General features: G+C 66.7%; 33 protein-coding genes, 4 tRNA genes and 1 riboswitch. Of the genes, 23 read left to right on the plus strand and 14 right to left on the minus strand.

Annotated features, from left to right (window positions below; genetic code table 11):
• The first annotated feature begins 197 nt into the window (after positions 1–197).
• Genes N440_RS05070 through N440_RS05085 form a run of 4 tightly spaced genes read left to right on the plus strand, consistent with a single transcriptional unit; the run spans position 198 to position 4,447 of the window.
• Positions 198–1,661, plus strand: coding sequence for a TolC family protein (locus N440_RS05070; protein ID WP_133934300.1), 1,464 nt, complete (start codon positions 198–200; stop codon positions 1,659–1,661).
• Positions 1,658–2,797, plus strand: a complete 1,140-nt coding sequence (locus N440_RS05075; RefSeq protein WP_133934301.1) for an ABC transporter permease — start codon at positions 1,658–1,660, stop codon at positions 2,795–2,797. Before N440_RS05070 ends, N440_RS05075 begins: the two co-directional genes overlap by 4 nt.
• Before the next feature lie 10 nt (positions 2,798–2,807).
• Positions 2,808–3,536 (plus strand): ABC transporter ATP-binding protein, encoded by a 729-nt coding sequence (locus N440_RS05080; protein WP_049456510.1) that lies wholly within the window; start codon positions 2,808–2,810, stop codon positions 3,534–3,536.
• Positions 3,533–4,447, plus strand: a complete 915-nt coding sequence (locus N440_RS05085) for an HlyD family efflux transporter periplasmic adaptor subunit (protein ID WP_133934302.1) — start codon at positions 3,533–3,535, stop codon at positions 4,445–4,447. Before N440_RS05080 ends, N440_RS05085 begins: the two co-directional genes overlap by 4 nt.
• Before the next feature lie 2 nt (positions 4,448–4,449).
• Here the strand turns inward: N440_RS05085 and N440_RS05090 are convergent, their stop codons facing one another.
• Positions 4,450–4,899: a hypothetical protein gene (locus N440_RS05090; protein WP_049456508.1), complete on the minus strand. Its 450-nt coding sequence runs from the start codon at positions 4,897–4,899 to the stop codon at positions 4,450–4,452.
• A complete protein-coding gene (locus tag N440_RS05095; RefSeq protein WP_133934303.1) occupies positions 4,892–5,293 on the minus strand; it encodes a hypothetical protein in 402 nt (133 codons plus the stop codon). Before N440_RS05095 ends, N440_RS05090 begins: the two co-directional genes overlap by 8 nt.
• 128 nt (positions 5,294–5,421) lie before the next feature.
• Here N440_RS05095 and N440_RS05100 point away from each other — a divergent pair.
• The 6 genes from N440_RS05100 to N440_RS05120 all read left to right on the plus strand — a co-directional run bounded on the left by N440_RS05100 (position 5,422) and on the right by N440_RS05120 (position 7,766).
• A tRNA-Gly gene (locus N440_RS05100) sits at positions 5,422–5,497 on the plus strand.
• Positions 5,498–5,639: 142 nt separating this feature from the next.
• A tRNA-Gly gene (locus N440_RS05105) sits at positions 5,640–5,715 on the plus strand.
• Between the two features lie 66 nt (positions 5,716–5,781).
• Positions 5,782–5,855 (plus strand) — tRNA-Cys (locus N440_RS05110).
• A gap of 529 nt (positions 5,856–6,384) precedes the next feature.
• A complete protein-coding gene (locus tag N440_RS20320) occupies positions 6,385–6,561 on the plus strand; it encodes a hypothetical protein (protein ID WP_166671535.1) in 177 nt (58 codons plus the stop codon).
• Between the two features lie 51 nt (positions 6,562–6,612).
• Positions 6,613–7,110, plus strand: a complete 498-nt coding sequence (locus tag N440_RS05115) for a GNAT family N-acetyltransferase (RefSeq protein ID WP_133934304.1) — start codon at positions 6,613–6,615, stop codon at positions 7,108–7,110.
• Between the two features lie 110 nt (positions 7,111–7,220).
• On the plus strand, positions 7,221–7,766 hold the full coding sequence (locus N440_RS05120; protein ID WP_133934305.1) for a DUF4124 domain-containing protein: 546 nt from the start codon (positions 7,221–7,223) through the stop codon (positions 7,764–7,766).
• A gap of 8 nt (positions 7,767–7,774) precedes the next feature.
• Here N440_RS05120 and N440_RS05125 read toward each other — a convergent pair whose 3' ends face one another.
• The gene (locus N440_RS05125) at positions 7,775–8,416 is read right to left on the minus strand and encodes a flavin reductase (RefSeq protein WP_133934306.1); all 642 of its coding nucleotides are present in this window, start codon (positions 8,414–8,416) and stop codon (positions 7,775–7,777) included.
• 105 nt (positions 8,417–8,521) lie between these two features.
• Between N440_RS05125 and N440_RS05130 the strand changes: the two genes are divergently transcribed.
• On the plus strand, positions 8,522–9,226 hold the full coding sequence (locus N440_RS05130; RefSeq protein WP_133934307.1) for a winged helix-turn-helix domain-containing protein: 705 nt from the start codon (positions 8,522–8,524) through the stop codon (positions 9,224–9,226).
• A 125-nt stretch (positions 9,227–9,351) separates the two neighbouring features.
• Positions 9,352–9,621, plus strand: coding sequence for a hypothetical protein (locus tag N440_RS05135; RefSeq protein ID WP_133934308.1), 270 nt, complete (start codon positions 9,352–9,354; stop codon positions 9,619–9,621).
• A gap of 15 nt (positions 9,622–9,636) precedes the next feature.
• Here the strand turns inward: N440_RS05135 and N440_RS05140 are convergent, their stop codons facing one another.
• The 3 genes from N440_RS05140 to N440_RS05150 all read right to left on the minus strand — a co-directional run bounded on the left by N440_RS05140 (position 9,637) and on the right by N440_RS05150 (position 11,887).
• Positions 9,637–10,401: a thioesterase family protein gene (locus N440_RS05140; protein ID WP_133934309.1), complete on the minus strand. Its 765-nt coding sequence runs from the start codon at positions 10,399–10,401 to the stop codon at positions 9,637–9,639.
• Between the two features lie 118 nt (positions 10,402–10,519).
• Complete coding sequence (locus tag N440_RS05145; RefSeq protein WP_040008088.1) at positions 10,520–10,720, minus strand: hypothetical protein; 201 nt, start codon at positions 10,718–10,720, stop codon at positions 10,520–10,522.
• Between the two features lie 90 nt (positions 10,721–10,810).
• Positions 10,811–11,887: a hypothetical protein gene (locus tag N440_RS05150; RefSeq protein ID WP_133934310.1), complete on the minus strand. Its 1,077-nt coding sequence runs from the start codon at positions 11,885–11,887 to the stop codon at positions 10,811–10,813.
• Positions 11,888–12,108: 221 nt separating this feature from the next.
• On the opposite strand from N440_RS05150, the gene N440_RS05155 reads away from it, so the two are divergent.
• On the plus strand, positions 12,109–12,942 hold the full coding sequence (locus N440_RS05155; RefSeq protein ID WP_133934311.1) for an AraC family transcriptional regulator: 834 nt from the start codon (positions 12,109–12,111) through the stop codon (positions 12,940–12,942).
• A 3-nt stretch (positions 12,943–12,945) separates the two neighbouring features.
• Here the strand turns inward: N440_RS05155 and crcB are convergent, their stop codons facing one another.
• Together crcB and N440_RS05165 are read right to left on the minus strand one after the other, a co-directional pair.
• Positions 12,946–13,338 carry a fluoride efflux transporter CrcB gene (crcB, locus tag N440_RS05160; RefSeq protein ID WP_006430497.1) on the minus strand — a complete coding sequence of 131 codons (393 nt, stop codon included), beginning with the start codon at positions 13,336–13,338 and terminating at the stop codon, positions 12,946–12,948.
• A gap of 82 nt (positions 13,339–13,420) precedes the next feature.
• Positions 13,421–13,484: riboswitch (Fluoride riboswitch) on the minus strand.
• A gap of 22 nt (positions 13,485–13,506) precedes the next feature.
• Entirely contained in the window at positions 13,507–13,908 is a 402-nt protein-coding gene (locus tag N440_RS05165; RefSeq protein WP_040008084.1) for an XRE family transcriptional regulator, read from the minus strand.
• 31 nt (positions 13,909–13,939) lie between these two features.
• Between N440_RS05165 and N440_RS05170 the strand changes: the two genes are divergently transcribed.
• Both N440_RS05170 and N440_RS05175 read left to right on the plus strand, forming a co-directional pair.
• A complete protein-coding gene (locus N440_RS05170; RefSeq protein ID WP_133935977.1) occupies positions 13,940–14,191 on the plus strand; it encodes a hypothetical protein in 252 nt (83 codons plus the stop codon).
• A gap of 353 nt (positions 14,192–14,544) precedes the next feature.
• Positions 14,545–14,781 (plus strand): hypothetical protein, encoded by a 237-nt coding sequence (locus N440_RS05175; RefSeq protein WP_008267971.1) that lies wholly within the window; start codon positions 14,545–14,547, stop codon positions 14,779–14,781.
• A 1-nt stretch (position 14,782) separates the two neighbouring features.
• Here N440_RS05175 and N440_RS05180 read toward each other — a convergent pair whose 3' ends face one another.
• Together N440_RS05180 and N440_RS05185 are read right to left on the minus strand one after the other, a co-directional pair.
• Positions 14,783–15,832, minus strand: a complete 1,050-nt coding sequence (locus tag N440_RS05180; protein ID WP_133934312.1) for a 4Fe-4S dicluster domain-containing protein — start codon at positions 15,830–15,832, stop codon at positions 14,783–14,785.
• Positions 15,829–16,116, minus strand: a complete 288-nt coding sequence (locus N440_RS05185) for a hypothetical protein (RefSeq protein ID WP_133934313.1) — start codon at positions 16,114–16,116, stop codon at positions 15,829–15,831. The genes N440_RS05180 and N440_RS05185 overlap by 4 nt, the downstream gene beginning before the upstream one ends.
• Positions 16,117–16,294: 178 nt before the next feature.
• Here N440_RS05185 and N440_RS05190 point away from each other — a divergent pair, with 178 nt between their 5' ends.
• Together N440_RS05190 and hemN are read left to right on the plus strand one after the other, a co-directional pair.
• Positions 16,295–16,735 (plus strand): group III truncated hemoglobin, encoded by a 441-nt coding sequence (locus N440_RS05190; protein WP_133934314.1) that lies wholly within the window; start codon positions 16,295–16,297, stop codon positions 16,733–16,735.
• Positions 16,736–16,779: 44 nt separating this feature from the next.
• Positions 16,780–18,189, plus strand: a complete 1,410-nt coding sequence (gene hemN / locus N440_RS05195) for an oxygen-independent coproporphyrinogen III oxidase (protein ID WP_133934315.1) — start codon at positions 16,780–16,782, stop codon at positions 18,187–18,189.
• Positions 18,190–18,193: 4 nt separating this feature from the next.
• Here the strand turns inward: hemN and N440_RS05200 are convergent, their stop codons facing one another.
• Both N440_RS05200 and N440_RS05205 read right to left on the minus strand, forming a co-directional pair.
• Positions 18,194–18,661, minus strand: a complete 468-nt coding sequence (locus tag N440_RS05200; RefSeq protein ID WP_008267471.1) for a hypothetical protein — start codon at positions 18,659–18,661, stop codon at positions 18,194–18,196.
• A 56-nt stretch (positions 18,662–18,717) separates the two neighbouring features.
• Positions 18,718–18,804 (minus strand) — tRNA-Leu (locus N440_RS05205).
• 131 nt (positions 18,805–18,935) lie between these two features.
• Here N440_RS05205 and N440_RS05210 point away from each other — a divergent pair.
• The 4 genes from N440_RS05210 (at position 18,936) to N440_RS05225 (ending at position 23,022) form a co-directional block, all read left to right on the plus strand.
• Complete coding sequence (locus N440_RS05210; protein WP_133934316.1) at positions 18,936–19,370, plus strand: BLUF domain-containing protein; 435 nt, start codon at positions 18,936–18,938, stop codon at positions 19,368–19,370.
• Between the two features lie 141 nt (positions 19,371–19,511).
• Complete coding sequence (locus tag N440_RS05215) at positions 19,512–20,798, plus strand: nucleotide sugar dehydrogenase (protein ID WP_133934317.1); 1,287 nt, start codon at positions 19,512–19,514, stop codon at positions 20,796–20,798.
• Between the two features lie 55 nt (positions 20,799–20,853).
• The gene (locus N440_RS05220; RefSeq protein WP_133934318.1) at positions 20,854–22,476 is read left to right on the plus strand and encodes an FMN-binding glutamate synthase family protein; all 1,623 of its coding nucleotides are present in this window, start codon (positions 20,854–20,856) and stop codon (positions 22,474–22,476) included.
• A gap of 84 nt (positions 22,477–22,560) precedes the next feature.
• A complete protein-coding gene (locus N440_RS05225; protein ID WP_133934319.1) occupies positions 22,561–23,022 on the plus strand; it encodes a GNAT family N-acetyltransferase in 462 nt (153 codons plus the stop codon).
• Positions 23,023–23,103: 81 nt separating this feature from the next.
• On the opposite strand, the gene N440_RS05230 is transcribed toward N440_RS05225, so the two are convergent.
• On the minus strand, positions 23,104–24,351 hold the full coding sequence (locus N440_RS05230) for a TIGR03862 family flavoprotein (RefSeq protein ID WP_133934320.1): 1,248 nt from the start codon (positions 24,349–24,351) through the stop codon (positions 23,104–23,106).
• A complete protein-coding gene (locus tag N440_RS05235; RefSeq protein ID WP_133934321.1) occupies positions 24,338–24,772 on the minus strand; it encodes an FKBP-type peptidyl-prolyl cis-trans isomerase in 435 nt (144 codons plus the stop codon). The genes N440_RS05230 and N440_RS05235 overlap by 14 nt, the downstream gene beginning before the upstream one ends.
• A gap of 70 nt (positions 24,773–24,842) precedes the next feature.
• Between N440_RS05235 and N440_RS05240 the strand changes: the two genes are divergently transcribed.
• Both N440_RS05240 and N440_RS05245 read left to right on the plus strand, forming a co-directional pair.
• Positions 24,843–25,208 carry a DUF6164 family protein gene (locus tag N440_RS05240; RefSeq protein ID WP_049456388.1) on the plus strand — a complete coding sequence of 122 codons (366 nt, stop codon included), beginning with the start codon at positions 24,843–24,845 and terminating at the stop codon, positions 25,206–25,208.
• A 270-nt stretch (positions 25,209–25,478) separates the two neighbouring features.
• On the plus strand, positions 25,479–26,246 hold the full coding sequence (locus N440_RS05245; RefSeq protein WP_133934322.1) for a sulfurtransferase: 768 nt from the start codon (positions 25,479–25,481) through the stop codon (positions 26,244–26,246).
• Positions 26,247–26,312 lie beyond the last annotated feature (66 nt).

A 26,312-nucleotide genomic window follows, 5' to 3' on the forward strand; every position in this document is an offset into this window, starting at 1 on the left:
GGACGATCGCGGGTGCAAGGCTCGGGGCTGGGCGGCAGCAGGGTTCAATGGCTTGGAATCTGCACCAGCGTTCTGCGCGTCCCATGTGGTGAAAGGCTGGCGAAAGGCCAACGCCAGCGTTGCCTGAACCGCACGCGTGTTGTGACGTTTTTCGGACCATTTCTCCATGTTCGCTCCACAATCGCACGGTAGCCTTCATGCTCCTTCTACACGTTGGCGGGCTGGTGGTCAGGCGTATCACTCCAGTGGCAGTGCCCAGGACCGGGCGCGGATTCTCCCTGCAGGCGGTGCTGCGCCCCGGCGCACTGCTGGCCAGCCTGGCCCTGGCGGGTTGCATGTCGGTGCCGGTGCCGGACCTGCCCGACCGCACGCCCAGCGCCTGGACCCAGGTGCCGCAGGGGCAGGGCGTGGCGGTGGACGCCAGGCAATGGTGGAAGGTGCTGGCCGACCCGGCGCTGGATGGACTGGTCGATCAGGCCATCACCGGCAACCTCGACCTGCAGCAGGCCACGCTGCGCCTGCAGGCCGTGCGGATTGTCGCCGGTACTTCGGACTCGCGCTTCCTGCCGGAAATCTCGGCCAGCGCCAAGCAGGTGCAGGACGCCGCCGCGGTCGACACCTATTTCCATGCGGGCATTGAAGCGATCTGGGACCTGGGCCTGTTCGGCGCGGCCGAGAGTGCGCAGCTGAGCGCGCAGGCCTCGGCCGGCAATGCCGGGGCGCTGCGCAATGCCGCGCAGGTTGCGGTCATTGCCGACGTGGTGCGCAGCTACCTGGATCTGACCGTGGCCCAAGCCCAGCAGGACCTGCTGGCCCGGCAACAGGCGGTGGATGATCGCGGCGAGCAGTTGGCCCGGGTGCGCCAGCGCCTGCGCCTGGATGAACCGGGCGAACTTGATCGGCTGCGGGCCCGCCAGGCAGCCACGCGGGCAGCCACGGCGCAGGCCCGCGAGAATGCGGACAATGCCGCCCGCGCGTTGGCCCTGCTGCTGGGCCGCGATGGCCCGGACCCGGCCTGGCATGCCTATCGCACGCCACCGACGCTGGGCGCATTCTCGCTGCAGCAGGTGCCGGCCGATCTGCTTCGCCACCGCCCGCAGATCCTGCTGGCCGAATCGGAAGTGATGCAGGCTGCGGCGAGCAAGGGTTCCGCACGTGCGGCGATGTATCCGCGGGTCAGCCTCGGCGGTTCGATCCTGTACGCCTACAACCTCACCCAGAACGCCCGCTCCAATTCCGACTCCAGTCCCTCGATCGGCCCGTACATCGATATTCCGCTGTGGGACTGGGGCCAGCGCCGCGCACGCTTCCATGCCGATGAGAAGCAGCTGGATGCCGCGCTGCTCGGCTACCGCAAGGCGGTGCTGGAAGGTGTGAGCGAAGTGGAGGGCGCACTGGGCAGCCTGGCACGCCAGGACAGCAGCATCCAGTCGCTGCGTGCGGCCAATGATGCTGCCGGCCAGCAGGTCAAGCGCCAGGTGCGGCAGGTGCAGTTGGGCCTGTCCAGCGAATTCGATGGCCTCGACACGCAGCGCGCTGCGTTGTCCTCGCAGGCCGATCTGATCGGTGCGCAGGGTGCGCGTGTGCTGGCATTCGCCTCGCTGTACCGCGCCTTGGGCGGCGCGCCGCTGCCGGTCGAGGCTGAGGGCGAGTCGCAATGATCGCACTGGCCCGCAAGACCCTGGCCTACGAGTGGCGCCGGTTCCTGCCGGTGGTGCTGGCGATGTGCTTCGCCGGTGTGCTGCTGATCGTGCAGGCGGCGCTGGTGCTGGGCATCTTCGGTACCGCCGCGATCTACGTGAAGGCATCCTCGGCCGATATCTGGGCCGGTTTTCCCGGCACCCAGAGCGTCAACTATGGCCACGCGATCAGCACGGATGTGGAAAGCCACTTACGCATGGACCCGGATGTGACCCGTGTCGAACCCTACGAATGGGTCGATGGCGAATGGCGCTCCGGCGCGCAGGGCACCGGCAACGTCTCGGTGTACCTGTCCGGTATCTCCACCCAGGATGACGCGATGATGTTCGCGCGCATCCTGCCGGCCGACCTGCGCGCGCAGCTGCGCGAGCCGGGCGCGGTGATCGTCGACAGTGCCGATCTGGATACGCTGGGTGTGGACCTGCAGAACAACCGTGCCTGGATCAACGGCAAGGCGGTGCGTGTGGTCGCCGCACAACCGGGGCTGCGCGGCCTTGGCGGTGTCAACGTGCTGGCGTCGCTGGATACCGCGCGTGCCATCGCCGGTACCGACCCGCATGAAGGCAGTACCTATTTCGTGGCGGGCCTGCGTTCGCCGGAGCTGGCCGACCGCGTGCGCGATCGTCTGGCCGCGTCGATGGGCCAGGCGACGCCGGTCGAGTTCTGGACGGCGCCCGAGTTTGCCAGTCGCTCGCAGCAGTACTGGTTGTTCGATACCGGTGCCGGCATCGCGGTGTTGTTCATGGCGGTCATCGTCTGCTTCGTCGGCGCGGTGATCACCAACCAGTCGTTTGCTTCGGTAGTGGCCGGCTCGGTTCGCGAATACGCCACGCTCAATGCGCTCGGCGCGGGCCGCTATGCGCTGGCGCGGGTGGTGTTCGAGCAGGCGCTGCTGATCGGCGGCGTCGGCATGTTGCTGGCGGCGGCGTTCAGCACCGTCGTGCTGTTGATCGCGCAGACCCAGCGTGTGCCGGTACAGCTGACGCCGATGGTCATCATCGGCTGCGTGGCACTGGTCGCGGTGATGGCCATGCTGTCCAGCATCATGGCGGTCCGCAGCGTGGTCCGCTCCGATCCATCGTTGCTGCTGCGTTGAGGACCGGCCGATGACTTCCACACCCGCCGTCGCCCCGACCCTGCAGGCCGACGCACTGGAAAAGGGTTTCATGTCCGGCGATGTGCAGGTGCCCGTGCTGCGCGGCCTGTCGCTGGACATCTACCCCGGCGAGCTGACCCTGGTGTCGGGGCCGTCGGGCTGCGGCAAGAGCACGCTGTTGTCGCTGCTGTCTGGCCTGTCTTCACCGGATGGTGGCCGCGTGCATGCGCTGGGCCAGGATGTGGGCCACATGACCCGCAGCGAGGTCGAGCGTTTCCGCCTGCACCACGTTGGTTTTGTGTTCCAGGGCTTCAACCTGTTCCCTGCACTGACCGCGCTTGAACAGGTGCAGCTGCCGCTGGGCTACCGTGGCATGAGCAATCGCGAAAGCGAGCCGCTGGCCCGCAGGGCGCTGGAAGAAGTCGGCTTGAGCCATCGCAGCCATATGCGCCCGGCGCAGCTGTCCGGCGGCGAGAAGCAGCGCGTTGCCGTCGCCCGCGCCTTCGCCAAATCACCGACGCTGATCTTCGCCGATGAACCCACCAGCGCGCTGGACGCCGAGAACGGCCAGCGCGTGATCGACATCCTGCATCGCTATGCACGCGCGCATGGCGCCACCGTGCTGTGCGTGAGCCACGATCCGCGCCTGATCCGGCATGCCGATCGGGTGATCGCCATGGAAGACGGCATGGTCCGTGATGACCGCCGCCAGAACGAAACTGTAGAGTCCGCCCCATGACCAAGACGTCGCACCTGCTCCCCCTCAGCCTGGCCCTGTCCGCGGCATTGCTGCTTGGCGCCTGTTCCAGGGACGCGCCCGCCCAGGCACCTGCAGGTAAAGCAAGCGCTGCCACCGCCGGCAAGGTCGCGGTGGCGCGCGGCATCATCGATGTCGAGGGCGGGCTGATCGCATTGGCGCCGCCGGTGGATGGATCGATCACCGCCGCGCCGGTGAAGGAGGGCGCCACGGTGAAGAAGGGGCAGCTGCTGCTGTCGCTGGACGGTGCGCTGCTGCAGCAGGAGGTGGCAATGGCCACCGCCGATCTGGCCCTCGCCAACGATCGCCTGAAAGGCAGCCAGGCGCAGCTGCGCGAACTGGAGCGCAATGCTGCCCGCCTGTCCACCGGCGCCAGCGAAGGCGTGTCGTCCAATCAGCAGGCCGATGCGGCCAAGCAGCAGCTGGCCGGCGTGCGTGCCGACGTCGACGTGGCTGGCGCGCAGGTCGACATGGCCCAGCACAAGCTGGAACACGCCAGACTGAAACTGCAGCAGATGTCACTGAGTGCACCGGAAGCCGGCACTGTAGTCGGCCAGGTACCGGGCCTTGGTGCCTTCGTGCAGGCGGGCAAGCCAGCGATCTCGCTGCTGCCGGCACGCCCGCTGCAGGTGCGTGCCGAACTGAGCGCTGCCTATGCCGATGCCGTGCAGGTGGGCATGAAGGCCACCGTGGTGCAGGACAGTGATGGCGCCGAGAACACCAGTACGCTGCCGTCCGCACGCGTGGTGCGCATCAGCCCCGTGTTCGCGCAGGCACGCTTGCCCGAAGACGCAGGGCGCGGCGTGGCCAAGGTGGTGGAGTGCGTGCTGGAGTTCGACGGCGCGGCCAAGGCGCGCTTCGGCCAGCATGTGCGGGTGGAGTTCCGGAAGTAATACTAGCGTTGCAGCGGGGCCGGGCCGTCTTCCGCGCGGTGCCTGAGCGCCCGCCAGGCACTCACTGCGGATACCCCGCACAGTGCAAGCAGCAGTCCCACGTCGAGCAGCAGCAACCACAGCAGATGCATGCCGTGCACCGGAGGCTGGTGCATGGCCGACAGCATCCACGGTACCGACCACGCCACCAACAACGCGAACGCAATCAACAGGCGCAGCCACAGCCGCTTCAGCTTCCAGGGCCGCACGATGAGTGCGGCCACCACCAGCTCCACCGTTCCCAGCAACGCGAAAACGATGACGCTGCTGGTGGGGTAGCGCGGCTCGACGCCTTCGAGGCGATGCAGCAGCCAGTAGTCCGGGGTAAAACCGGCATTGACCAGCGCGGCGATCAGCGCCAGCCAGGTGAGCGAGACCAGCAGCCAGAACAGGCGGACGTAGCGTCTAGGCATCGGCGATGTCCGTGGTGGGGCGTGAGGTCCCGAGCGACGAATAGCGCAGGCTTACCGCGATGGCGGCCAGCGCCAGCAGGCCGGGCCCGACGGTCAAATACAGCAGGCGCAGCGGATGGTTGTGCATCAGTGTCCAGGTCGCGAACGCCAGCGGGATCGCCAGCACCAGCAGCTTCGCGAACAGTGGACGCAGCAAAGCGATCAATGGCTGGGCGGCAAGGAACATCCAGAACAGGTGGAACTGGGCGATGCCCAGGCCGATGTCGCGATGGGAGGTGAATCCGAAATGGTCGCGATAGGCGTTCATCCCCAGCGGAATCAGCGTCCAGTACAGCAGTGCCACCAGCAGGTGCAGCAGCAGGGCGATCAACAGGGGCTTGCCGCGAAGGAACATGGCCGAAGGGAGCTGGGCGGAGCAGCGTACCCCAGTGCGGACGCCCGTGACCGCATCGTGTGAAGACTGTTGACGGCGTGAAGGAATTTGGACACAATAGCGCTCCTTCGACGCAGGTCGAAGAATCTGCGGGAATAGCTCAGTTGGTAGAGCGCAACCTTGCCAAGGTTGAGGTCGCGAGTTCGAGTCTCGTTTCCCGCTCCAGATTCTACAGGGCCCCGGTAGGGGCCTTGTTTTTCTCCCGCCACGGCAAGGCGGGGCACGTTGGGCCACAAGGCTTTGCGCGCAGTCAGAAAGGTGAAATCGCTGGTGTGTGTCCCGGATTTCCGGTACCATGTCGGCTTACGCGGGAATAGCTCAGTTGGTAGAGCGCAACCTTGCCAAGGTTGAGGTCGCGAGTTCGAGTCTCGTTTCCCGCTCCATGTTCCGACAGGCCCCATCTTGGGGTTTTGTCTTGTCAGGGCTTCGTTCCTGGCGCGCAGTACGTTGGCCTCATGGCAGAGTGGCTATGCACCGGATTGCAAATCCGTTTACAGCGGTTCGATTCCGCTTGAGGCCTCCAATTGAAAAGCCCTGATTCCGGTCAGGGCTTTTTCTTTTCTGTGCAGCCCCTCGCGAAGTGCCCCTGCCAAACCGCATATGCACCCGCACAGGTACAGCTGCTACCGTCCGCGTTCCCTGGCCCATGGCGGTGTGCTCCACGCGTGACGCAGCGATCCGGCAAGCGCAGTACCTTCCGCTGGGCGCCATGCTGGCCCTGATCGGGTTTGCGTTCACGGTGCCTGGCTACGACTCCATGTCACAGCATCTGAGCGAACTGGGCCTGATGCCGGGCCTGCCGGCCAGAGCGGTGCAGGCCGCGCCGATGCTGAGTGGAGCGGCCATCATCGTCTTCAGCCTGGCGCTGCTTGCCCGGGGGCGGCGATTCGCAGCCTGCTGCGCTCACCTCCGTGCTGCTCGGCGCTGCCATGTTCAGCAACGGCGCCTTCACCACCGGCAGCCCATTGCACGGCCTGTATGCCATCGGCATCTTCTCGATCCTGACCCCGCTGCTGTTCTAGGTGGCACTCGGTGCCGACGCATCCCCGCGCATGGCCTGGGTGGCGCCGGCGACGTCGCTGCTGGGCATGGCCTACCTGTGGCTGATGATGTCCGGGTTTGATCCGCCGCCGTACCGGGGCCTGACCCAGCGCATCGCGTTGCTGCCGGCGTTCGGCTGGTACACCTTCGCTGCGCTGGAACTGCGCCGGGTGCATGCACGTCGCTGAGGTCGGACTGCTACGCTGGCCACTGCGCACGAACGCCTACAGGCACGCGGGATGCTGATCCGGCCACTGCAACACGACGACGCGGACACGCTCTGGGCGGCCCGCCTGCAGGCGCTGCGTGAATCACCCGCTGCGTTCCTTTCCACGCTGGCCGAGGCCAGCGGTGAGACCGCACAGGTGATGCAGACTCAACTCGATGACGCCCATACCCGTTACTTCGGCGCCTTTGACCAGGCACAGCTGGTTGGCTTCCTGCGCTATGTGCGACCTGTACGTTTGTCACGGCGGCACACGGCGGAGATCCACAGCGTGCACGTCGGCGCTGCCCATCGTGGGCAGGGAATCGCCCGGCAGCTGTTCCTTGGTGCGTTTGCCGCCGCACGCGCGGAGGACATCGAGTCGCTCACCCTCACGGTGCTGGCAGACAACACCGCCGCGCGCGGACTGTACGCGTCGTTGGGATTCATCGAATCCGGCACCGAGCCGCGCGCGGTGAAGCGCGATGGCCGCTACGTGGACATGGTGTCGTACTGGATTGCACTGGCCTGACGGCCGAGGGGGCCTGCGAAATGCCAGGACAGCCCGGCGGCACGTGCAGGCATCCCCGATCCGCCGTATCGTGCGCTGGTGGTCCATTGCGAACCAGGGAGAGGTGAGGGATGAAGGGAATTCTGCTTGCGGTAGCCCTGATGGCGGGTAGCGCGCCGCTGGCCTCGGCCCAGGTCTACAAATGCAAGGGCGCATCCGGGGAAACGGTGTACAGCCAGAATCCGTGCGCCGCCGGTGCTGAGCCCATGAAGCTGCGCTCCACCCGTCCCTCGACCGAATCGGCGGGGGAGGCGTCGAACCGCGCCGCCGTGTACCAGAACACCGCGCTCGCCGACGCCGGTATCGCCGAGCGCAACTGCGTGCAGGGCGAGCGCTCCCGCATCTACGGCCCGTTGGAGTCACGCAGCCAACAGGTGGGCCGCCAGATTGCTGAACTGAACCGGCAACTGGCTACGGCGGGCACCCAACTGGCCGGTGCCACCCAGGATTCCGGCATTCGCGCACAGATCTCCAGCCTGCAGCAGTCGATGAGTGCGGAGCGGGTTGCCGCAGACACCCAGATGTCGAACGCACGCGAGCAGTGCGCTGCGACCCGCCGCGAGCGGGAGCGCTCGGTGCGCGACACGTTCAGCAACACGCCCGCGACCTCGCGCTGATCTGCCCGCTACGCCCGAGCCCGCTCCGGCGTCTGCGCCCGGAAGTTGCGCGCGACGGGTTCGCCGACGCCCAGGTAGTGCCGGAACAGATAGATCAGCGGTTTCCAGCGTGCCACGTCAATGTGCTGCGTGCCGGCCTGGGTGATGTCCTCATGGGCATGCACGCAGCGGATCCGCCCCTCGGCAATCACGAAGTGCTGGCCATCGTCCTCACTGGGTGCGTGCATTGCCATCACGGTGACTTCCACCTGCAGCGGGCATTCGGCAATCGTGGCAGGTGCCACCTGGGCGGACGGCACGGCGCTGAATCCGCCCAGCGCGAATTTGTCGCGTACATGCACATAGCCTATCGCCTGCTTGGCATCGGGCACCGGATCGCGTCCGGTTGCGCGCGCGATGGCTTCGACCTGGGCCGCCTGTGCAGAGGAAGGAAAGTTCAGCACGCACTCGTTGCGCAGCTGCAGGTTGCGATAACCCTGGCCCTGCGTGCCGAGCCCCAGCACGACCCGGTTGCCCAGTGCCCAGAACGATGAGAGCGGGCTGATGTTGCTGCTGCCGTCTGGATTGAGCGTGGTCATCAGCAGTACCGGCGTGCCCGGGTACAGGACCGAAGGGGTGATGCGCCGACGCGGGATCGAAGGATTCGTCACTGCGGTTCTCGGAAGAGCGGGGTGGTGACTGTGCGCTGAGGCCGGCCGGCAATGCTTCGGCCTGCATCGAACTGTCGGCCGGGCCTTGCATGCCACAATGCCGGCATGGTCCACACCTCCGGTTCCCTTGTCAGTGTCGGCGCCCTGGTCGGTGACCAGGCACGCGCCGCGATGCTGCTGCAGCTGATGGATGGCCGCGCCTACACCGCGATGGAACTGGCACGTGTGGCCGGGGTGACGCCGCAGACGGCGAGCACGCATCTGCGTCGCCTGATCGAGGGCGATCTGCTGGTCGCCATCCCGCAGGGCCGCCACCGCTACCATCGACTGGCGTCCACCGAGGTCGCGGACATGCTGGAAGGTATCCTGCGGGTTGCCGACCGCACGCCGTCCTGCACCGCGGCTGCGTCGCGCAGCATGCCGGCGTTGCGCGAGGCGCGCTCGTGCTACCGGCATCTGGCGGGGGTGCATGCCGTGGCCATCACCGATCGCCTGCTGCAGGCCGGGCACCTTTTGCCGCGTGTTGGCTATTGGCAAGTGACTCTGGAGGGCGCCGAGTTCCTGAAGGCGCTCGGCGAGCCGCTGGCCGAGGTGCTGCAGCGCCCCGCAATTAGCAAGCCCGCACGCTATTGCCGCGGTTGCCTGGATTGCACCGAGCGGCGCCCGCATCTGGCCGGGCTGGTCGGTGAGGCGATGCTGGACAGCTTCGTGAAGAATGATTGGCTGCGGCGCGTGGACGGCCGGCGCGAACTGCGACTGACACCGCCCGGGCGCGAGGCGCTGTGGAAGCGGTTTGGCCTGCCAACCTGAGCGGCGCTGGTCAGTCTCATCCGCCCGCGACATGGCGAGGCGCTATGGTCGGGTTCCAAGTCTTAGGGAGCTGCAATGGCGAGCAAGGACACGATGAATCGCAATACGCAGCCGGGTCGCCGGCAATGAATAAATCCGCTGCGGAAGTACGCTGGTTGACGTTCCGGCTGATGAACGGCCAGTCGATCGGTCCCGACCGGTTGAAGGATGGATGGGTGATCGCTTCGGAGACCCGACACTGCGGCGTGCGCCGCGAGGCCATCGAGGGCGCGGGCGTGGTCTACGCGCTGTATGCACCGGCCAATCTGGCCTCACCGCGCCGCGCGGAAATGCGCATGCGCGAGTTCCTGATGAGTTCGGGCTACACCTTCACCATGGGTACGCTGGGCGGCTGACGCCGCCCGTTGCGTTTACGGGCGCACCGTCAGCGCCTGGCCGAGTGTTCCGATCGGGCCGCGTGCATCATGCAGCACGGTGCTGGTCAGGCCGATGCCCTGGCGGCCGAACGACACCGACGTGTCGAAGCCCAGCCACTCGCCTTCGGGCACGCCGAACAGGTGAGCGGTGAGATCCAGGTTCGGGAATGCCACCTCCTTCGGATCGGCACGTACCGCCATGCCGTTGGACAGGTCGAACAGCGTCGCGGCGCGGGCCAATGGGCTGACCGTCTCGCTATCCAGCAGCGGCTGTGTTGCGCGTGCCCAGTAGGTTGCGCGGCCGGGGCCCTGGTCGTGGCGACGGATCTCGATGCTCTGGATGAAGCCGCCGGGCCAGACCGTGCCCGGGTCCCACGCCGGCATCGATTCCGGTGGAGCAATGCCTGGAATCGGCGTGCCGGCGATGGTCGCAGTGTCGTTCGGGCGCATCAACCAGGCGCGCGCGCGCAGAGCCGGGCGATCGTCATGCCGCAGCGTGGCCTCGACCAGTTCGATGGTGCGGCCACCTCGCAGCACTTGTACGTCGGCCTCCATCGCTTCGATCGGAATGGTGCCGAGGATGTCGTAGGACAGGCGCGCGATCAGGAAGCCATGGCCACGCGCCGCGGCATCACGCTCCAGGTGGTGGGCGAGAAGGCCGATCGCCGGCGCGATGTGCTGCTCGCGGATGTTCCAGGCGCCGCCGGTATGTTCGGTCGGCAGGTAGCGGGTCTCGCTCAGTCGTTCGAAGAAGGCCATCGGGTGTGTTGCTTCAGCAGGGAAGGGAGGCAGCAGGAACTCCGCCGGTCTCTGCATCGTAAGCGTTCGGCACCGCGCTGGGCGGCGCCGGCTCCCGCAGGAGCCGGCCGGATGCCGGTCAGGACGACTGGCAATCCATTTCGCGGCACATCTTGTACTGGGCCAGGCACTCCGCGGGTGTCTTGGCCAGTGGGCCTGAGTTTGCGCGCAGACAGTACTCGTACTGCTGGCTGCAGAATTCACAGGGTCCTGCGGCGAAGGCCAGGCCGGTCACGGCCATGCCAAGGAGCATCACGGTCTTCAAGGTCGTCTTGATCATCACGTCAGTCCTTTGTCTGCCCATCAATGGGCGGGGCTACCATAGCAGTCCTTCCAGAGCGGCCTTGACGCACCGCGACACGCGTTGTTCTCACCGCTGTGCAGCCTTCAACGCCTCGAGCACGTCGGCTTCAGAGAAACCGCAATGCCCGTCGCCCGCCGCAGGCAACACACGCGGCAAGGGCCGTGCGCCAGCACGCGCGGCCAGCTGCGGATACACCGACTGCATGCGCGGCACGATGGTGGGATCGTTGTGGTTGAACTGGATCACCAGCGGTCGCTTCAATGCACCGCTCAGTGCCAGTGTCCTGCGGACATCGGCCTGCGCGGCAGGCACGGCGTCGACACGCCGTACACCGGCATTGAACGCCGTATCGTCACCGAAGCTGCGGTAGATCACGCCCCTGTTGCCCACCGGCATGCCGCCACTGCGCGTGGCCAGTTCGTGCAGGACCAGTGCGTGCAGGCTGATCGTACCGGCCAGTGCATCCGTAGAGACCTGCAACTGCCTGGCCAGCAAGGCGGCATGTTCCGGGTTCCGCTGCAGCGCATTGGCAATGCCTTGATACAGGGCTGCCTGTGGCAGCGCGGCCGCTTCCGGCGAGGCCAGCCCGGTGGTCGGCAAGCTGTCTGCGTTGGGGAAGAAGTAATCGAACGCGACCAGCGTGGTCAGCAGGTCGGCGGCGATCTGCTCGCCACTGAGGTTGGCGCCGCATAGCGAGGCGCCCCCGGCGTAGTGCTGCGGATACCGCTCGAGGCTGGCGATGGCCACCGCGCCGCCCATCGAGAACCCGAGCAGCCAGGTGTGGCGCACGCGCTTGATTTCGTCCAGCGCGTGCCGGCGCAGGCGCTCCATGTCGGTGATCGCATCGGCTACGGCCCAACCCTGGCTGGAATACGCGCTCTGCGCGACTGCGTAACCGGCGGCCAGCAGTGTTGCGGTGCTGTCGTTGGCGGTCATCGGCGTGGTGCGCGGCACGCCCACCGGCTCATAGCCATGCGCCAGCATCACCAGGTCGCCGTTCCAGCCGGCCGGCACGTCCAGGCGCCACGGCGCTCCCTGCAGTTCGCCACTGAGTGCGCGTGGTGCAGTGGCTGGCGCGGCCAGCAACGATGTCGACGGCAGCAGCAGGCCGAGAGCGAGGGCGCAACGAAGCAAGCAGCGCATCGTGGTCGTTCCATCCGGGAATGGCGCCGAGCATAGATGCCCCGGGAATGTTGCGCGCGCTGCATTGCCGCAGGGAAGTGCCGGTCGGTCGCGCGGTCGTCACGGCCATGCAGCCGGCGCGGCACTTTCAGGTAGAGCCGCCGGCCGGTTCGCCCAGTGCCGTGGTGAATCCGATACGATCTGTCGTATTGAAGTAATTCCGTTTGATCTGGAGTCCTGTCATGGTCGACCGCCTCGCCATCCTGCTCGAACGCTTCTCGGTCACCGCCTCGGTGTTCCATGCCGGCGCGTTGTGCGGCATCAACACGCTGGAAGGCGAGGATGAGGCCGGCCAGCTGCATCTGGTGCGGCGCGGGCCGCTGCAGGTCAGCCATGGCCCGCAGACGGTGCAGGTCGACGCCCCCAGCCTGCTGCTGTACCCCCGGCCGATGCCGCACCGGTTCATCACCGACCCGCAGCAGGGCGCCGACATGGCCTGCGCCAACCTGTATTTCGAAGGGGGGCGGCTCAATCCGATCAGCGCCGCGCTGCCCGATTTCATCTGCCTGCCGCTGGCCGATCTGTACGGTGGCCATGCCGCGCTGGAGCTGCTGTTCGAAGAGGCCTTCGAGCAGCGCTGCGGGCGGGCGGCAATGGTCAACCGGCTGTTCGAGGTGGTGATGATCCAGGTACTGCGCCAGCTGATGGAAGGCGGCGAGATGCGCGGTGGCCTGTTCGCCGGGCTCGGTCATCCACGCCTGCGGTTGGCGCTGGTGGCGATGCACGAAGCGCCCGCACAGGCGTGGACGCTGGAAGACCTGGCCGATGTGGCGGGCATGTCGCGCAGCGTGTTCGCGGCCAGTTTCCGCGAGGCGATGGGTACCACGCCGGGCCACTACCTGCAGGGCTGGCGCGTGGGGTTGGCCCAGCAGGCACTGCGCCAAGGCCGGCCTTTGAAGCGGATCGCCGACGACGTCGGTTATGGCAGCGAGGCCGCCCTGTCGCGGGCGTTCAAGGCACACACCGGGCAGTCGCCCCGGGAGTGGCGTATGCAGGCGCGCGCCAGCGCGGCCTGATCGTCAGCCCAGCACCAGCCGGGCCAGCTTCATGCCGCCGAACAGGCCCGCCAGGCCCAGGGCCACCGAGCCCCCGGCGTACAGCGCTGCCAGCCCATGCTGGCCGCGTTGCAGCAGCAGGCCGATCTCCAGCGCATAGGTCGAGAACGTGGTGTAACCGCCCAGAATGCCGGTGGCCAGCAGCAGTCGCAGCTGGGGTGAAGCGCCGTTGCGCAGGGCGAAAGCCTCGACCACCACGCCCATCAGCAGCGCGCCGCTGATGTTGATCAGGAAGGTCGACCAGGGCCAGGGACTGCCGACCGCCACGCGGGCGCCGATCAGGTTGCAGGCGTGGCGCAGGCAGGCACCCAGGCCGCCTCCGATGAAGACTAGGAAATAATTGTTCAATGCTTGCATCGTGTGCCTCGAGTACGGGTTCGCAGGTCCGATGGCGAACGCCGAGGGCAGGCACGGCCTGCCGCCGACGAACACCGGGTTCGTCTTGGCAGGAGCCATCAGCCCTTGCAGGCGGTTATCGGGGGAGCTCCATCCCCATCGCGGGCCATGCTACCAGCGGCAGTGCGTTTACGTCATCGAGGTCGTCAGTACGCGGGCGACCTTGCTGCGGCTGAAGCCATCCATCAACAGCTCGAACGCAAGCAGGTCCAGCGCGGCATGGCGGCGGTGGTCGATCTCCAGCCCGTTCTCGGCCACCAGGTGGCTGACCAGCTCGTAGGCGTCCTGCCAGACATCCAGATGGGCCTGGCTGGGGATGTAGGCATTGCCGGGTTCGCCTACGCCGCGCCCGGTCACCCCGTACAGCAGCTCGCGCGCGTCCAGCTTGGCTGCGTCTGCAATGCGGAACAGCTGTGCGGCCTTCACATGGGAGGCGCTCACATGGTCATTGAGCCAGTTGCTGATGGTTGCCGTTGTGGATTTTGCGGCGCGGGCCAGATCGGCCGGGCGAGGGTGCCCGGCTTTCTTCATGGCGGCGGCGAGTCGTTGGCCGAGAGTATTCATCTATGCAAGCCAGCTTAACGCGTGGAATGCCAAGAAACCTTGCCGCGAATTCTGGAGCAAACGGCAGGTGCGTACCCGGCTGGGACTGAGGACCGATGCCGAACTGGCCCGCTTCTTTGGCATAAGCCGATCCGCAGTGTCGCAATGGCCTAAGGACCTTCCGATTCCTGCCCTGCGGCAGTACATCCTGCGTCAGCGCTACCCGCATCTGTTCCCTGCAACCGACGCGCCAGGCAGCGAATCCATCTGATCTGCGCCGTCTTTTGTCGCATCTAGCACACTAAGCGCTATTTGCTAAGCAGACTTAGCAAAATGGGAAAATTCGATGGTTCCAGAGAACTCGATCAGTGTGGTCAATAGAAGGTTGTCGTCTGCCGGGCAGGCGGCACGTCGGGTTCAACCCATCCGGCAGGGCCGGGGCACCGTATGTAGTTTTGTGAACGATTAATAATTTCGATCACGAAAGTCGATGCATGTAATTGACCTGTCGTGAAATCTATGACTAATTGGCATCAACCGGGCGTGAAGCCCGGGAGTCTTTCAGTAGCACGCAAGTGAGTCGGTAGACCGTCAACGATGCAGAACAAGTCCAACGGAGGTCGTATGGAATACGGCATGCATGGCTTGGCTGAACGGGTACGCCGCGAACTGGAAGCCAGCTATCACAAACACGGATGCGGTCCGGCGTTCTGGGATACCTACCAGCAGGTGCTCGATCGCCTGGTCCCGCAGGGCACCGAGCGTACCGAAGTCACCAATGAAATGGCGCTGATCATCGAGCAGCTGGGCATCGTCCGCCGTGCGCAGCTGGTTCCGCCGCACGCCGACGGACCGCGCTGATTCAGAGCAGGCGCCAGGCGCCACAGGCAAGCAGCGCCAGCAGCAAAGACAACAGGGCCAGGGTCCGCGGTCGCCACCAGCGCCGCGGCTGGCAGGTCATCACCTGTGGACTGCAGTAGCGCAGCAGCCCCCGGCCGAAACCGGCCCGGTGCTGCTGCTGTGCGCAGGCGTCCAGGCAGGCGCCGCAGGCCAGGCAATCGGCCTGCGGCCCCTGGCGGATGTCCAGCTGCATCGGGCAGGCGCTGACACACGCGGTGCAGTCGGTACAGTCACCCAGGCGGTCTGCGCTGAAGGTTGGCATCGGACCTGCCAGCAGCGGATGCGCGGCACGGAACACGTAGTCCTGCGCGGTGGTCGGGTCGAGCAGGCCACGGCCGCGACCGAGCACACCGCCCTGGCCATAGGGGCGCGGTCCGCGTGGCTCGCCGCGACGGGCGTCATACAGCACGCGTGGTGTGTGTGGATCGGTCAGCAATGGCTGCAGGCGTGCGAACGGGCACAGCGAACGGCAGACCTGCTCACGCAGGAAACCGGCATTGCCCCAGGTGGCAGCGGCGTAGAACAGAATCCAGAACGTCTCCCAGCCGCTCCAGGCAGCGTGCGGCGCGGCGGCCACCAGCCCGACGATCGGGCTGAACAGGCCGACAAAGGTGATTCCGGTCCACAGCGACAGCAGGCCCCATGCAAGCTGCGCGGCCGGCCGGGCCAGTGCCGGCGGCAGTGCCCGGGACACGGTGCGGCCGATCCAGTCGAAGGCACGTCGCCACAACGTCTGCGGACAGGCATGGCCGCACCAGATGCGTCCGGCCAGATGAGTGAGCAGCGCAAGGCTCACCGCCAGCACCGCCAGCAGACCGATCAGCACTCCCACATCACCCGGCCACAGCGTCCAGCCGAACAGGTCGAAGCGCCGGGCATTGATGTCCAGCAACACGGCCTGATGACCGTCCCAGCGCAACCAGGGCAGCGCATAGAACAGTGCAAGCAGGCCTGCGCTGAGGATGCCGCGCCAGTGCCGTGGGCGCGGCGTCGTGGAGCAGGGCGTACTCATCCCAGTGGCAGCTCGTCGTCGTCGTCGCTCGGCATCGGCCGTTGCAGGTACCAGGTAACCGCGCTGGACAGCGCCGTCACCGTCCAGAACATGAAAAAGCCTGCGGTATAGCCCAGCTCGCGGCTGATGGTGGTTCCCGGGAAGCTGATGGCCTGCAGGCGCAACGGATCGACGAAGGCGAAGAACACCACGCTGGCCACGCCGGCAGCGATGAAACTGGGCCAGAGGATCGCGCCCCATTGCTGGATCAACTGCTGGCGACGGCTGAGGGAGGGTCTGTTCATGCTGTCCCGGATCGGAAAGGGGGCGGCGCGTATACTTCGCCTGGTCCGGCGCAGCATCCGCAGGGCATGCTTCCTGCAAGCGTGCCAGCCTAGGGGCAGCGAACTGCGCCGACATTGATCTGGATCAACGGCGGTGCCGGCCGGCTGCGGCACACTGCCGGCACGCTTTGGGTACCCGATGAACGCTACGCCTCCGCCTGTCATCCCCGTTGCCTCGCCCGAGTTGTGTACCGAGCAGGAAGTCACCCGCCTGGTCCACGACTTCTATGGCCGCGTGCGTGAAGAGGAGCGGTTGGGGCCGGTGTTCGAGGCGCATGTCCACGACTGGCCGGAGCACCTGGCGCAGCTGGTCGACTTCTGGTCGGCGATGCTGCGCGCTACCCGCCGCTTCAAGGGCTCGCCGATGTCCAAGCACATGGCCATCGAGCTGGACAAGGACCTGTTCAACCGCTGGCTGGTGCTGTTCCGCATCACCACCGCCGAATGCAACAACCCGCCGATGCAGGCGCTGGCCAACGACGTGGCCGCACGCATCGGTGACACCTTCTGGAAGCGCTACCAGATGCTGCGTTGGCCGCAGGTCGGCCTGCCGGTGCTGGGCATCCCCGCCAAGGATTGATCTGGGTCAAGGCGGCGACGTCCGCCCGGCGCGATGCTGGCGCCATGGACACGTTCTCTCCCGCTGCCGGCGGCCTGGCCTGGACCTTCGACCCCGACCTGTTGCGCCGCCACGATCGGCCCGGGCCGCGCTACACCTCGTACCCGACCGCGCCGCATTTCCACGACGGCTTCGACGCGCCGGCACTGCGTCAGGCGATCGCCGACAGCAACCAGCTGGCCCGCGCGCTGTCGCTGTATGTGCACGTGCCGTTCTGCTCCAGCCCGTGCTTCTACTGCGGCTGCAACCGGGTGATCACCCGCGATCGCGGCCGTGGCCACAGCTACGTCTCGCGCGTGCTGGCCGAGGCCGACCTGCTGGCGCCGCAGTTCGAGGACGGCCGTGAGGTCATCCAGCTGCACCTGGGCGGGGGCACGCCGAACTTCCTCGATGCCGAGGCGATGACCACCCTGGTGGAAGGCCTGCGCCGCCGCTTCGATTTCAGCGATTCGCCACAGCGTGATTTCTCGATCGAACTGGACCCGCGCTTCATCGATTCCCACGACGTCGCCCTGCTGGCGCGGCTGGGTTTCAACCGCGCCAGCCTGGGTGTGCAGGACTTTGATCCGCACGTACAGGAGTCGATCAACCGCATACAGGGCGTGCAGCAGACGCTGGATATCCTGCAGGCCTGCCGCGACAGCGGCATGCGCTCGGTCAACGTTGACCTGATCTATGGCCTTCCCGGGCAGAGCCTGGAGGGGTTCGGCCGTACCCTTGAGCGGGTGCTGGCCCTGCGCCCGGATCGCCTGGCGGTGTATGGCTACGCACATCTGCCGCACCTGTTCCGCGCACAGAAGCAGATCGACGAACGCCGCTTGCCCTCGCCGGAAGACAAGCTGGCGCTGCTGGGCCTGGCGGTCGAGAAGCTCTCCGCGGCTGGCTACCAGTACATCGGCATGGATCACTTCGCGTTGCCGGAAGAGGATCTGTCACGCGCGCAGCGCGCAGGCCAGCTGCATCGCAATTTCATGGGGTACACCACCCACGCCGATACCGATCTGCTGGGCCTGGGCGTGAGTGCGATCAGCCACATTGGTGCCACCTACAGCCAGAATCCGCGCGACCTGCCGTCGTGGGAGGACGCAGTGGACCAGGGCCAGCTGCCGGTCTGGCGCGGCGTGGCATTGAGCGCCGACGACCAGCTGCGCGCGGAACTGATCCAGCAGCTGATGTGCCAGGGCGAGGTGGATGGCGCTGTGCTGGGCCAGCGCCACGGCGTGGATTTCGAGCGGTACTTCGCCGAAGACCTGCGGTCGGTGCAGCGGCTGCAGGAGGACGGACTGGCGGAGTACCGCGAGGGCGTGGTGCGTGCCAGCGAGCCGGGACGGCCGCTGCTGCGGCTGCTGGCGATGTGCTTCGATCCGTACCTGCGCGCGGCGCATGAGCAGCCGCGCTACTCGCGTGCGATCTGAACGCTCAGCGTTTCTTGCCGAAGCCGCGCTCCGGATGCCGGGCCGCCATGCCGCCGCTTGCGGTGGTGCGCCAGTTGCCGCTCAGGTCCTGCACGCTGGTCGAGTACGAACCATCGCTGTACTCGGTGCGCCACCTGCCACTCAGGTCGCGTGTGCTGGTCGAGCGGGCACCGTTGCTGTACTGGGTGATGATCCTGCCGCTCAGATCGGTGGTGGTGTCGGAGTAGCTGCCGTCGCTGTAGGTGGTGCGCTTGCGTCCGCTGAGATCGGTCGTGGTGACCGAGCGGCTGCCGTTGCTGTGCTCGGCGATCACGCGTTTGGACAGATCACGGGTAATGCGGGTGGACGAACCATCGCTGTGGCGGATGTCCATGCTGCCATCGCGATTGCGACGGGTATCGGAGTGCGACTGCGCCAACGCCGGAAGACTGGCGGTGCAGAGCAGGGCAAGCATCAGGGCAGAAAGCTTCATGTGCGGGTTCCTTGTGCAATGCCCCGAAGGGCGGACGCCATCCTGCGCTGCGATGTTGGTGCCCGGAGCCGGAATCGAACCGGCATGGGGTTGCCCCCGGCGGATTTTAAGTCCGATGCGTCTACCAGTTTCGCCATCCGGGCCTGCAGCGCGGCGCCGATTGTAGCCCACCCACCGCGCCGTGGCCTGATCCTCCAGGGGGAGTGGCGTGCTTAACTGTCGTTCCTATTCATGTCATAGTCCCAGCCATCGTTCCCAGGGGGGGAGCCACCTGATGTCGCTACACGCGATTGCCTATGCCAGTGAGGCCCGTGCCGATCTGCAGACAACCGATCTTGATCGCCTGTTGGCCGATGCCACGGCATTCAATCGCGTAGCGGGTGTCACCGGTGTCCTGATGTTCGATGGGACGCGTTTCCTGCAGTATCTGGAAGGCCCGGAAGATGGCATCGATTCGGTGTTCCAGCGCATCGTCAATGCGCGCAGCCATGGACAGGTGAAGATGCTGTGCCGTGCACCGGTGCTGCAGCGGGCGTTTCCGCGCTGGTCGATGGGTACCCGCAGGATCGAGGCGGACCTGCTATCGCAGATCGTCGAGGCGGCATGGCCGGGTTTCCTGCTCGGCAGTTGCGGCTTCGAACGCCTGCTGCAGGCCTGGACCGGCGCAGACGGCGAGCTGGAGCCGGCGGCGGTCGCGCTGGGCTCCTGAGCCCGCCTTGGCGGCGGCGCGCCGGGGCCTTAGGCTGTAGCCTTTCTGGTGTGGGTTTCCCGGAGTGGTACAGCGAATGAGTGTGTGGGCCGAAGCCATGGCAACGCGAGCGCGATTGCATCCGTTGCAGGAAATGCGCCGATGAGCGCGCCGGTCGCGGCGGCCGTGGCGGCGCGCCTGGCAGTGATCGGCCTGGGTTACGTCGGCCTGCCACTGGCGGTGTCCTTTGGCCGCCACTGGCCGACGCTGGGTTTCGATATCGATGCCGGCCGCATCGCCGAGCTGCGCAGCGGCCATGACCACACGCTGGAAGTGGAGGCTGATGAGCTGGCCAGCGCGCATCAGCTGCAGTACGGCAGCGATCCGGCCCTGCTGGATGCCTGCAATGTCTACATCGTGACCGTGCCGACCCCGATCGATGCCTACGAGCAGCCCGATCTGGAGCCGCTGCGTTCGGCCACCCGCCTGATCGCCAGCCATCTGCGCGAGGGCGATCTGGTGATCTACGAATCCACGGTGTATCCGGGCACCACGGAGGAAGTCTGCGTACCGCTGCTGGAGCAGGGCTCGGGCCTGCGCTTCAACCAGGATTTCTTCTGCGGCTACAGCCCGGAACGGGTCAGCCCCGGCGATCGCCAGCGGCGCCTGTCCGACATCCGCAAGATCACCTCCGGTTCGACGCCAGAAGCCGCTGCGGTGATCGATGGCCTGTACCAGCGCATCATCGCGGCCGGTACGTATCCGGCGCCGTCGATGCGCGTGGCCGAAGCGGCCAAGGTGGTCGAGAACATCCAGCGTGATGTCAACATCGCGCTGGTCAACGAACTGGCGCTGATCTTCGACCGGCTCGGCATCGATACCCAGGATGTGCTCGATGCGGCGGGCAGCAAGTGGAACTTCCTGCCGTTCCGGCCGGGCCTGGTCGGTGGCCACTGCATTGGCGTGGACCCATACTACCTGCTGCATAAATCCGAGAGTGTGGGCTACCACCCTGACCTGATCCACACCGCGCGGCAGGTCAACAACCGTGTCGGCGAGCACGTGGCGGCGCGGGTGCTGGCGATGCTGGCCGAGCGTGGCCGTGCGCCGGCACAGGCGCGGATCCTGGTGCTGGGCGTGACCTTCAAGGAGGATTGCCCTGACCTGCGCAACAGCCGCGCGCTGGAGCTTGCGCAGCGCCTGCGTGATGCCGGTGCGCGGGTTGAAGTCAGTGACCCGTGGGTCGGCCCGGCGGCGCTGGCCGATGAAGGTGTGCACTGGCTGGCCGAACCCGTGGCGGGAAGCTATGACGCAGTGGTGCTGGCAGTGGCCCATGCCCGTTTCAAGGCGATGGATGAAGCCCAGATCCGGGGCCTGCTGGCCCCCGGGGGACTGGTCTACGACGTGAAATCGGCCTGGCCGCGCAACGTGGTTGACGATCGCCTGTAAACCCGGCGGACGGGCAGCGCGGTAGACTCGGGGACAGTTGCAACCGAGGAAAGCCATGCACCGGTATATCGTCTACCTGCTCGCCATCCTGATGTTCCCGATATGCCTGTGGCTGGCCACGATCTGGCCGGCCTGGTACTGGGGCGTCGGCCTGACTGCCGCGATGGTGGCGCTGGGGACCTGGGATCTGCTGCAGAAGCGCAGCACGCTGCGCCGCAACTATCCGGTGATGGCGCATTTCCGCTACGGCCTGGAATCGATCGGCCCGGAGATCCGCCAGTACTTCGTGCAGAGCGACCTGGAAGATGTGCCGTTCTCGCGGCAACAGCGGGCGTTGATCTACCAGCGCGCCAAGAACGAGATGGACACAGTGCCGTTCGGTACCCTGCGCAGCACCTATGCGGTGGACTACGAGTGGATCAACCATTCGCTGGCACCCACCTCCATCGCCAAGCATGATTTCCGCGTGCTGATCGGCGCCAACTGCGCAAAGCCCTATTCGGCCAGCGTGTTCAACATCTCGGCGATGAGCTTCGGCTCGCTGTCGGCCAATGCGATCCGAGCGTTGAATGAAGGCGCGCGCCGCGGTGGCTTCTACCACGACACCGGCGAAGGCTCGATCTCGCCCTACCACCGCGAGATGGGCGGCGATCTGGTCTGGGAAATCGGCTCGGGCTATTTCGGTTGCCGTGACGAAAAGGGTGCCTTCAGCGAAGAGCGCTTCGTCGCCAACGCCACCCACGATCAGGTCAGGATGGTCGAGATCAAGCTGTCGCAGGGTGCCAAGCCGGGCCACGGTGGCGTGCTGCCGGCACCGAAGGTGACCGCCGAGATCTCGGTGACCCGTGGCGTGCCGATGGGCGTGGACTGCGTGTCGCCGTCGCGTCACTCGGCGTTCTCGACGCCTGTCGAACTGCTGCAGTTCGTCGCGCGCCTGCGCGAGTTGTCCGGTGGCAAACCGGTGGGTTTCAAGCTGGCCATCGGCCACCCCTGGGAATGGTTTGGTATCGCCAAGGCGATGCAGGAAACCGGTCTGCTTCCCGACTTCATCGTGGTCGACGGTGCCGAGGGCGGCACCGGTGCGGCACCGGCCGAGTTCGTCGACCACGTCGGCGTGCCGATGCACGAAGCGCTGCTGCTGGTGCACAACACGCTGGTCGGCCTGGATCTGCGTGAGCGCATCCGCATCGGCGCGGCCGGCAAGATCACCAGTGCATTCGACATCGCGCGCACCATCGCACTGGGCGCCGACTGGTGCAATGCCGGGCGTGGCTTCATGTTCGCGCTGGGTTGCATCCAGTCGTTGAGCTGCCACACCGACAAGTGCCCGACCGGCATCGCCACCCAGAATCCGGCGCGCTGGAAGCATCTGGACGCACCAGACAAGGCCACGCGCGTGCACAGCTACCACGAGCACACCCTGCATGCCTTGAAGGAACTGCTGTGTGCGGCCGGCCTGAACGATCCGGCCGAACTGGGGCCTGAGCACATCCTGCGTCGCGTTTCGCCGGTCGAGATCCGCTCGCTGGCCTCCTTGTACCGCTACCTGGAACCGGGCGAGCTGCTGCACAAGGTGCCCGACCACGCGGTGTTCCATGCGTTCTGGGCCGATGCGCGCAGCGACTCGTTCCAGCCGCCGCCGAAGATCCAGGCACTGCGCGCCAGCAAGTCGCGGTAGCTGCCGTTGTAGAGTCGAGCCATGCTCGACTGCGTGCCTGGAACGAAGAACAGTCGAGCAAGCTCGACTCTACAAGGAGATGTCATGCAGTTCAGAACAGGCACGGCCGATGATGTAGCCACGCTGTGGGCGCTGCGCACGCGGTGTGTGCGCGAGACCTGCAGCAGCCATTACCCGCCGGAAGTGATCGCGCCCTGGTCGGCCTCGCCACCGCCGTCGCAGTACGCGCGGCTGCTGGGGCAGGGCGGTTGCGTGGTGGCCGAGGATGCGCAGGGCACCCTGCTCGGCTTCGGCGTGTTCGACACCGATGCCAATGAAGTCGATGCGTTGTTCGTTGATCCGGACCGGGGCGGCAAGGGGATCGGCCAGGCCTTGATGCAGCGCCTGCTGGCGATGGCCGACCGTGAGCGTGAAGTGGTGCTGTCGGCCTCGCTCAATGCCGTGCCGTTCTACCAACGGCAGGGCTTCATTACCGTGCGTGAGGAAGCCTACCCGCATCCCAGCGGCGTGGCGCTGGCCTCGGTGAGCATGCGCCGGCCGTGGTGACCGCCCGGCGATTGTAGAGTCGAGCCATGCTCGACTGCTTTTCCATCCAGTCGAGCATGGCTCGACTCTACAGGGCAGGTTTTACCGCCCGGCCAACCATCCGATCACACCTTCCGCCGCACGCAGGCCGCTGGCGTAACAGGCAGTAAGAAGATAGCCGCCGGTCGGGGCCTCCCAATCGAGCATCTCGCCGGCACAGAACACGCCGGGCAAGGCCCGCAGCATCAGGCCATCATCCAGTGCATCCAGGCGTACGCCACCGGCCGTGCTGATCACTTCGGCCATCGGTCGTGGCCGCAGCAGGCGCAACGGCAGCCGCTTGAGCGTGGAGGCCACGGCAGTCAGATCGTTGCCGGCCTCCTTGCCGAGGATCTCGAACACCAGCGCGGCCTTCACTGCATCCAGGCCGGCCTGCCGGCGCAGGTGCTCGCCGAAGCTGCGGCCCTTGCGCGGGCGCGACAGGTCGGCCAGCAGGCGTGCCTCGTCGCGGCCCGGCACCAGATCCAGCCAGAGCATGGCGTGGCCATCGCGGTTGATGGTCTCGCGCAGGTCAGCCGCCAGCGCGTAGACCAGGCTGCCTTCGATACCGTATTCGCTGGCCACGCATTCGCCCTGCAGTGACTGCGGCTGGCCGGCCAGGTCGAGCCAGTGCGCGACCACCGGTTTCAATGGTGCGCCGGCATTGCGCTGGGCGAAGAACGGCGTCCAATCCACGTCGAAACCGCAATTGGCCGACTGCAGGGGCGCAATGTCCACGCCACGCGCCTGCAGAGGCGCTACCCAGGCGCCATCACTGCCCAGCTGCGGCCAGCTGCCGCCGCCCATCGCCAGCACGGTGGCATCGGCGTGGACATCGATTTCGCCCGCTTCGGTGGCGAAGCGCAGCGCGCCGTCGTCGCTCCAGCCGATCCAGCGATGGTTGGCATGCAGGCGTACGCCTTGTTCCTTCAGCCGGCGCACCCAGCCGCGCAGCAGTGGCGCGGCCTTGCGGTCGACCGGGAACACGCGGCCGGAGCTGCCCACGTAGGTCTCCACACCGAAACCGGTGGCCCAGTCACGCAGTGCCTGTGCGTCGAAGCCGTCCAGCCACTGGCCCACGGCAGCCGCCTGCTCGCGGTAACGGCTGTCGAACAGCGGCCGCGGATCGGAATGGGTGAGGTTGAGCCCGCCCTTGCCGGCGATCAGGAACTTGCGGCCCGGCGAACCCTTGGCCTCGTACAGGTCGACGTCCAGCCCGGCGGCGCGCAGGCGCTCGGCGGCGAACAGGCCGGCCGGGCCACCGCCGATCACGGCGACCCGACGCTGCGCTGCGGTATTACGGTTTGACATCGAGCAGCTCGACGTCGAACACCAGCGACGAGCCGGCCGGAATCGGGCCGACCCGGCGGTCGCCGTAGCCGTAGTCCGGCGGGATCATCAACGTGCGCTTGCCGCCGACCTTCATGCCGGCCACGCCTTCATCCCAGCCACGGATGACCTGGCCGGCGCCGAGTGCGAAGGTGAACGGTTCGCCGCGGCTGACCGAGCTGTCGAAGGTCTTGCCGTGCCTGGTCTCGGTGCGGTTGTCGTAGATCCAGCCGGTGTAGTGCACGGTGACCTTGCTGCCGGCGACGGCCTCGGCACCGGTGCCGGGTACGCTGTCGATGCGCTCGAAGGAGGTCAGGGTGCCACCCGGCGGCGGGCCGGAGGGCTCGGTCGAACAGCCAGCGGCGGCGAGGGACAGCAGCAGGGGAAGCAGCAGGCGGCGCATCGGGCGTCTCCGGAAGGGCGCAGGGCGAGGGCGGCAAGGGTAGCGCATCGGTGCCGGGTATCATGGGGGCATGGCAAAACTTCTGCTCAATCTGCGCAACGTCGGCGACGACGAATATGCCGATGTCTGCACGCTGCTGGATCAGCACGGCATCGCCTGGTATCGCACCGAACCCAGCCCCTGGGGTATCTCCAACGGCGGCCTGTGGCTGCGCGAGGATGCCGATCATCCGCGTGCGAAGGCGCTGATGGCCGAGTATCAGGCCGCGCGCGGCGAGCGCGTGCGTGCAGAACGCGAGCAGGCGCTGCGTGACGGCACGGCGGAGACGTTCGGCAGCCTGTTGCGGCGGCGGCCGGTGTTCGTGGTGCTGGTGCTGCTGGGGATGGCGGGCGCGGCGGCGCTGGTGCTGCTGCCGTTCATGCTGTTGCGGGGGTAAAGGGGGCTTCCGGCCGGGTTGCACCCGGCACCCGCAGAGGCAACGGCAACGGCAAAAGCTGGATTCCGTGGGATGGCGCGGCGGTGTGGGCAGGCGGGGGACGGCAAAAACTGCTCCTGCGTGCCTCGTAGAGCGCCATCCATGGCGCTCTGCGCCCCCGCCTGCCCACACCGCCCCGCCTCTGACAGGTTCATGAGCTTTGTAGATCCACGCCATGCGTGGATGAACGGTAAATCTGATCCCGGGGCGGTCTGGCGCTAAAATGGCGGGATGATCGCCAATACCGCTGCCTACCATTTCGCCGTCATCGACGCTCCCCAGGTCCTGTGCGACCAGCTGCTGGCGCGTGCCGAGGCGGCTGGGCTGCGGGGCACGATCCTGGTGGCGGGCGAGGGGCTGAACCTGTTCCTCGCCGGTGTGCCGACGTCGGTCGAGGGCTTCTACGCGGCGCTGCACGCCGATGCGCGTTTTGCCGATATGCGGGTCAAGACCAGCCTCAGCGAGTACCAGCCGTTTGCGCGGCTGAAGGCCAAGGTGAAGGACGAGATCATCAGCTTCCGCCGCGATGATGGCCAGCCGCTGGAGTACCCGCGTGCTCCGGCGGTCGATCCGGCCACGGTGCAGCGCTGGCTGCGGCAGGGTCACGACGACGCCGGCAAGCCGGTGGTGATGCTCGACACCCGCAACCTGCAGGAAGTGGAGTACGGCACCTTCAAGGATGCTCTGGTGCTGCCCATCCACAAGTTCACCGACCTGCCCGAGGCGCTGGCGCCGCACCGCGAGGCGTTGAAGGACAGCACCGTGGTCAGCTTCTGCACCGGCGGTATCCGCTGCGAGAAGGCCGCACTGTGGATGGTCAACGACGGCATGGACAACGTGCTGCAGCTGGACGGCGGCATCCTGGGTTATTTCGAGGACGTCGGTGGCGAGGGCTACGAAGGCCGCTGTTTCGTGTTCGACGAGCGCGTGGCGCTGGATGCCGAGCTGAAGCCGATGGTCGACCAGCCACTGCCCGAACCGCGCCCCAGCGCGTTCTGACCGCGCCCCGGGCCATGTCCGGCGGGCTCCGGACCCGCCTCCGCAGGAATCAGCATCCCGCCACCG

The sequence above is a fragment of the Stenotrophomonas sp. CC22-02 genome (assembly GCF_004365115.1).
Taxonomy (GTDB): Bacteria; Pseudomonadota; Gammaproteobacteria; order Xanthomonadales; family Xanthomonadaceae; genus Stenotrophomonas; species Stenotrophomonas forensis.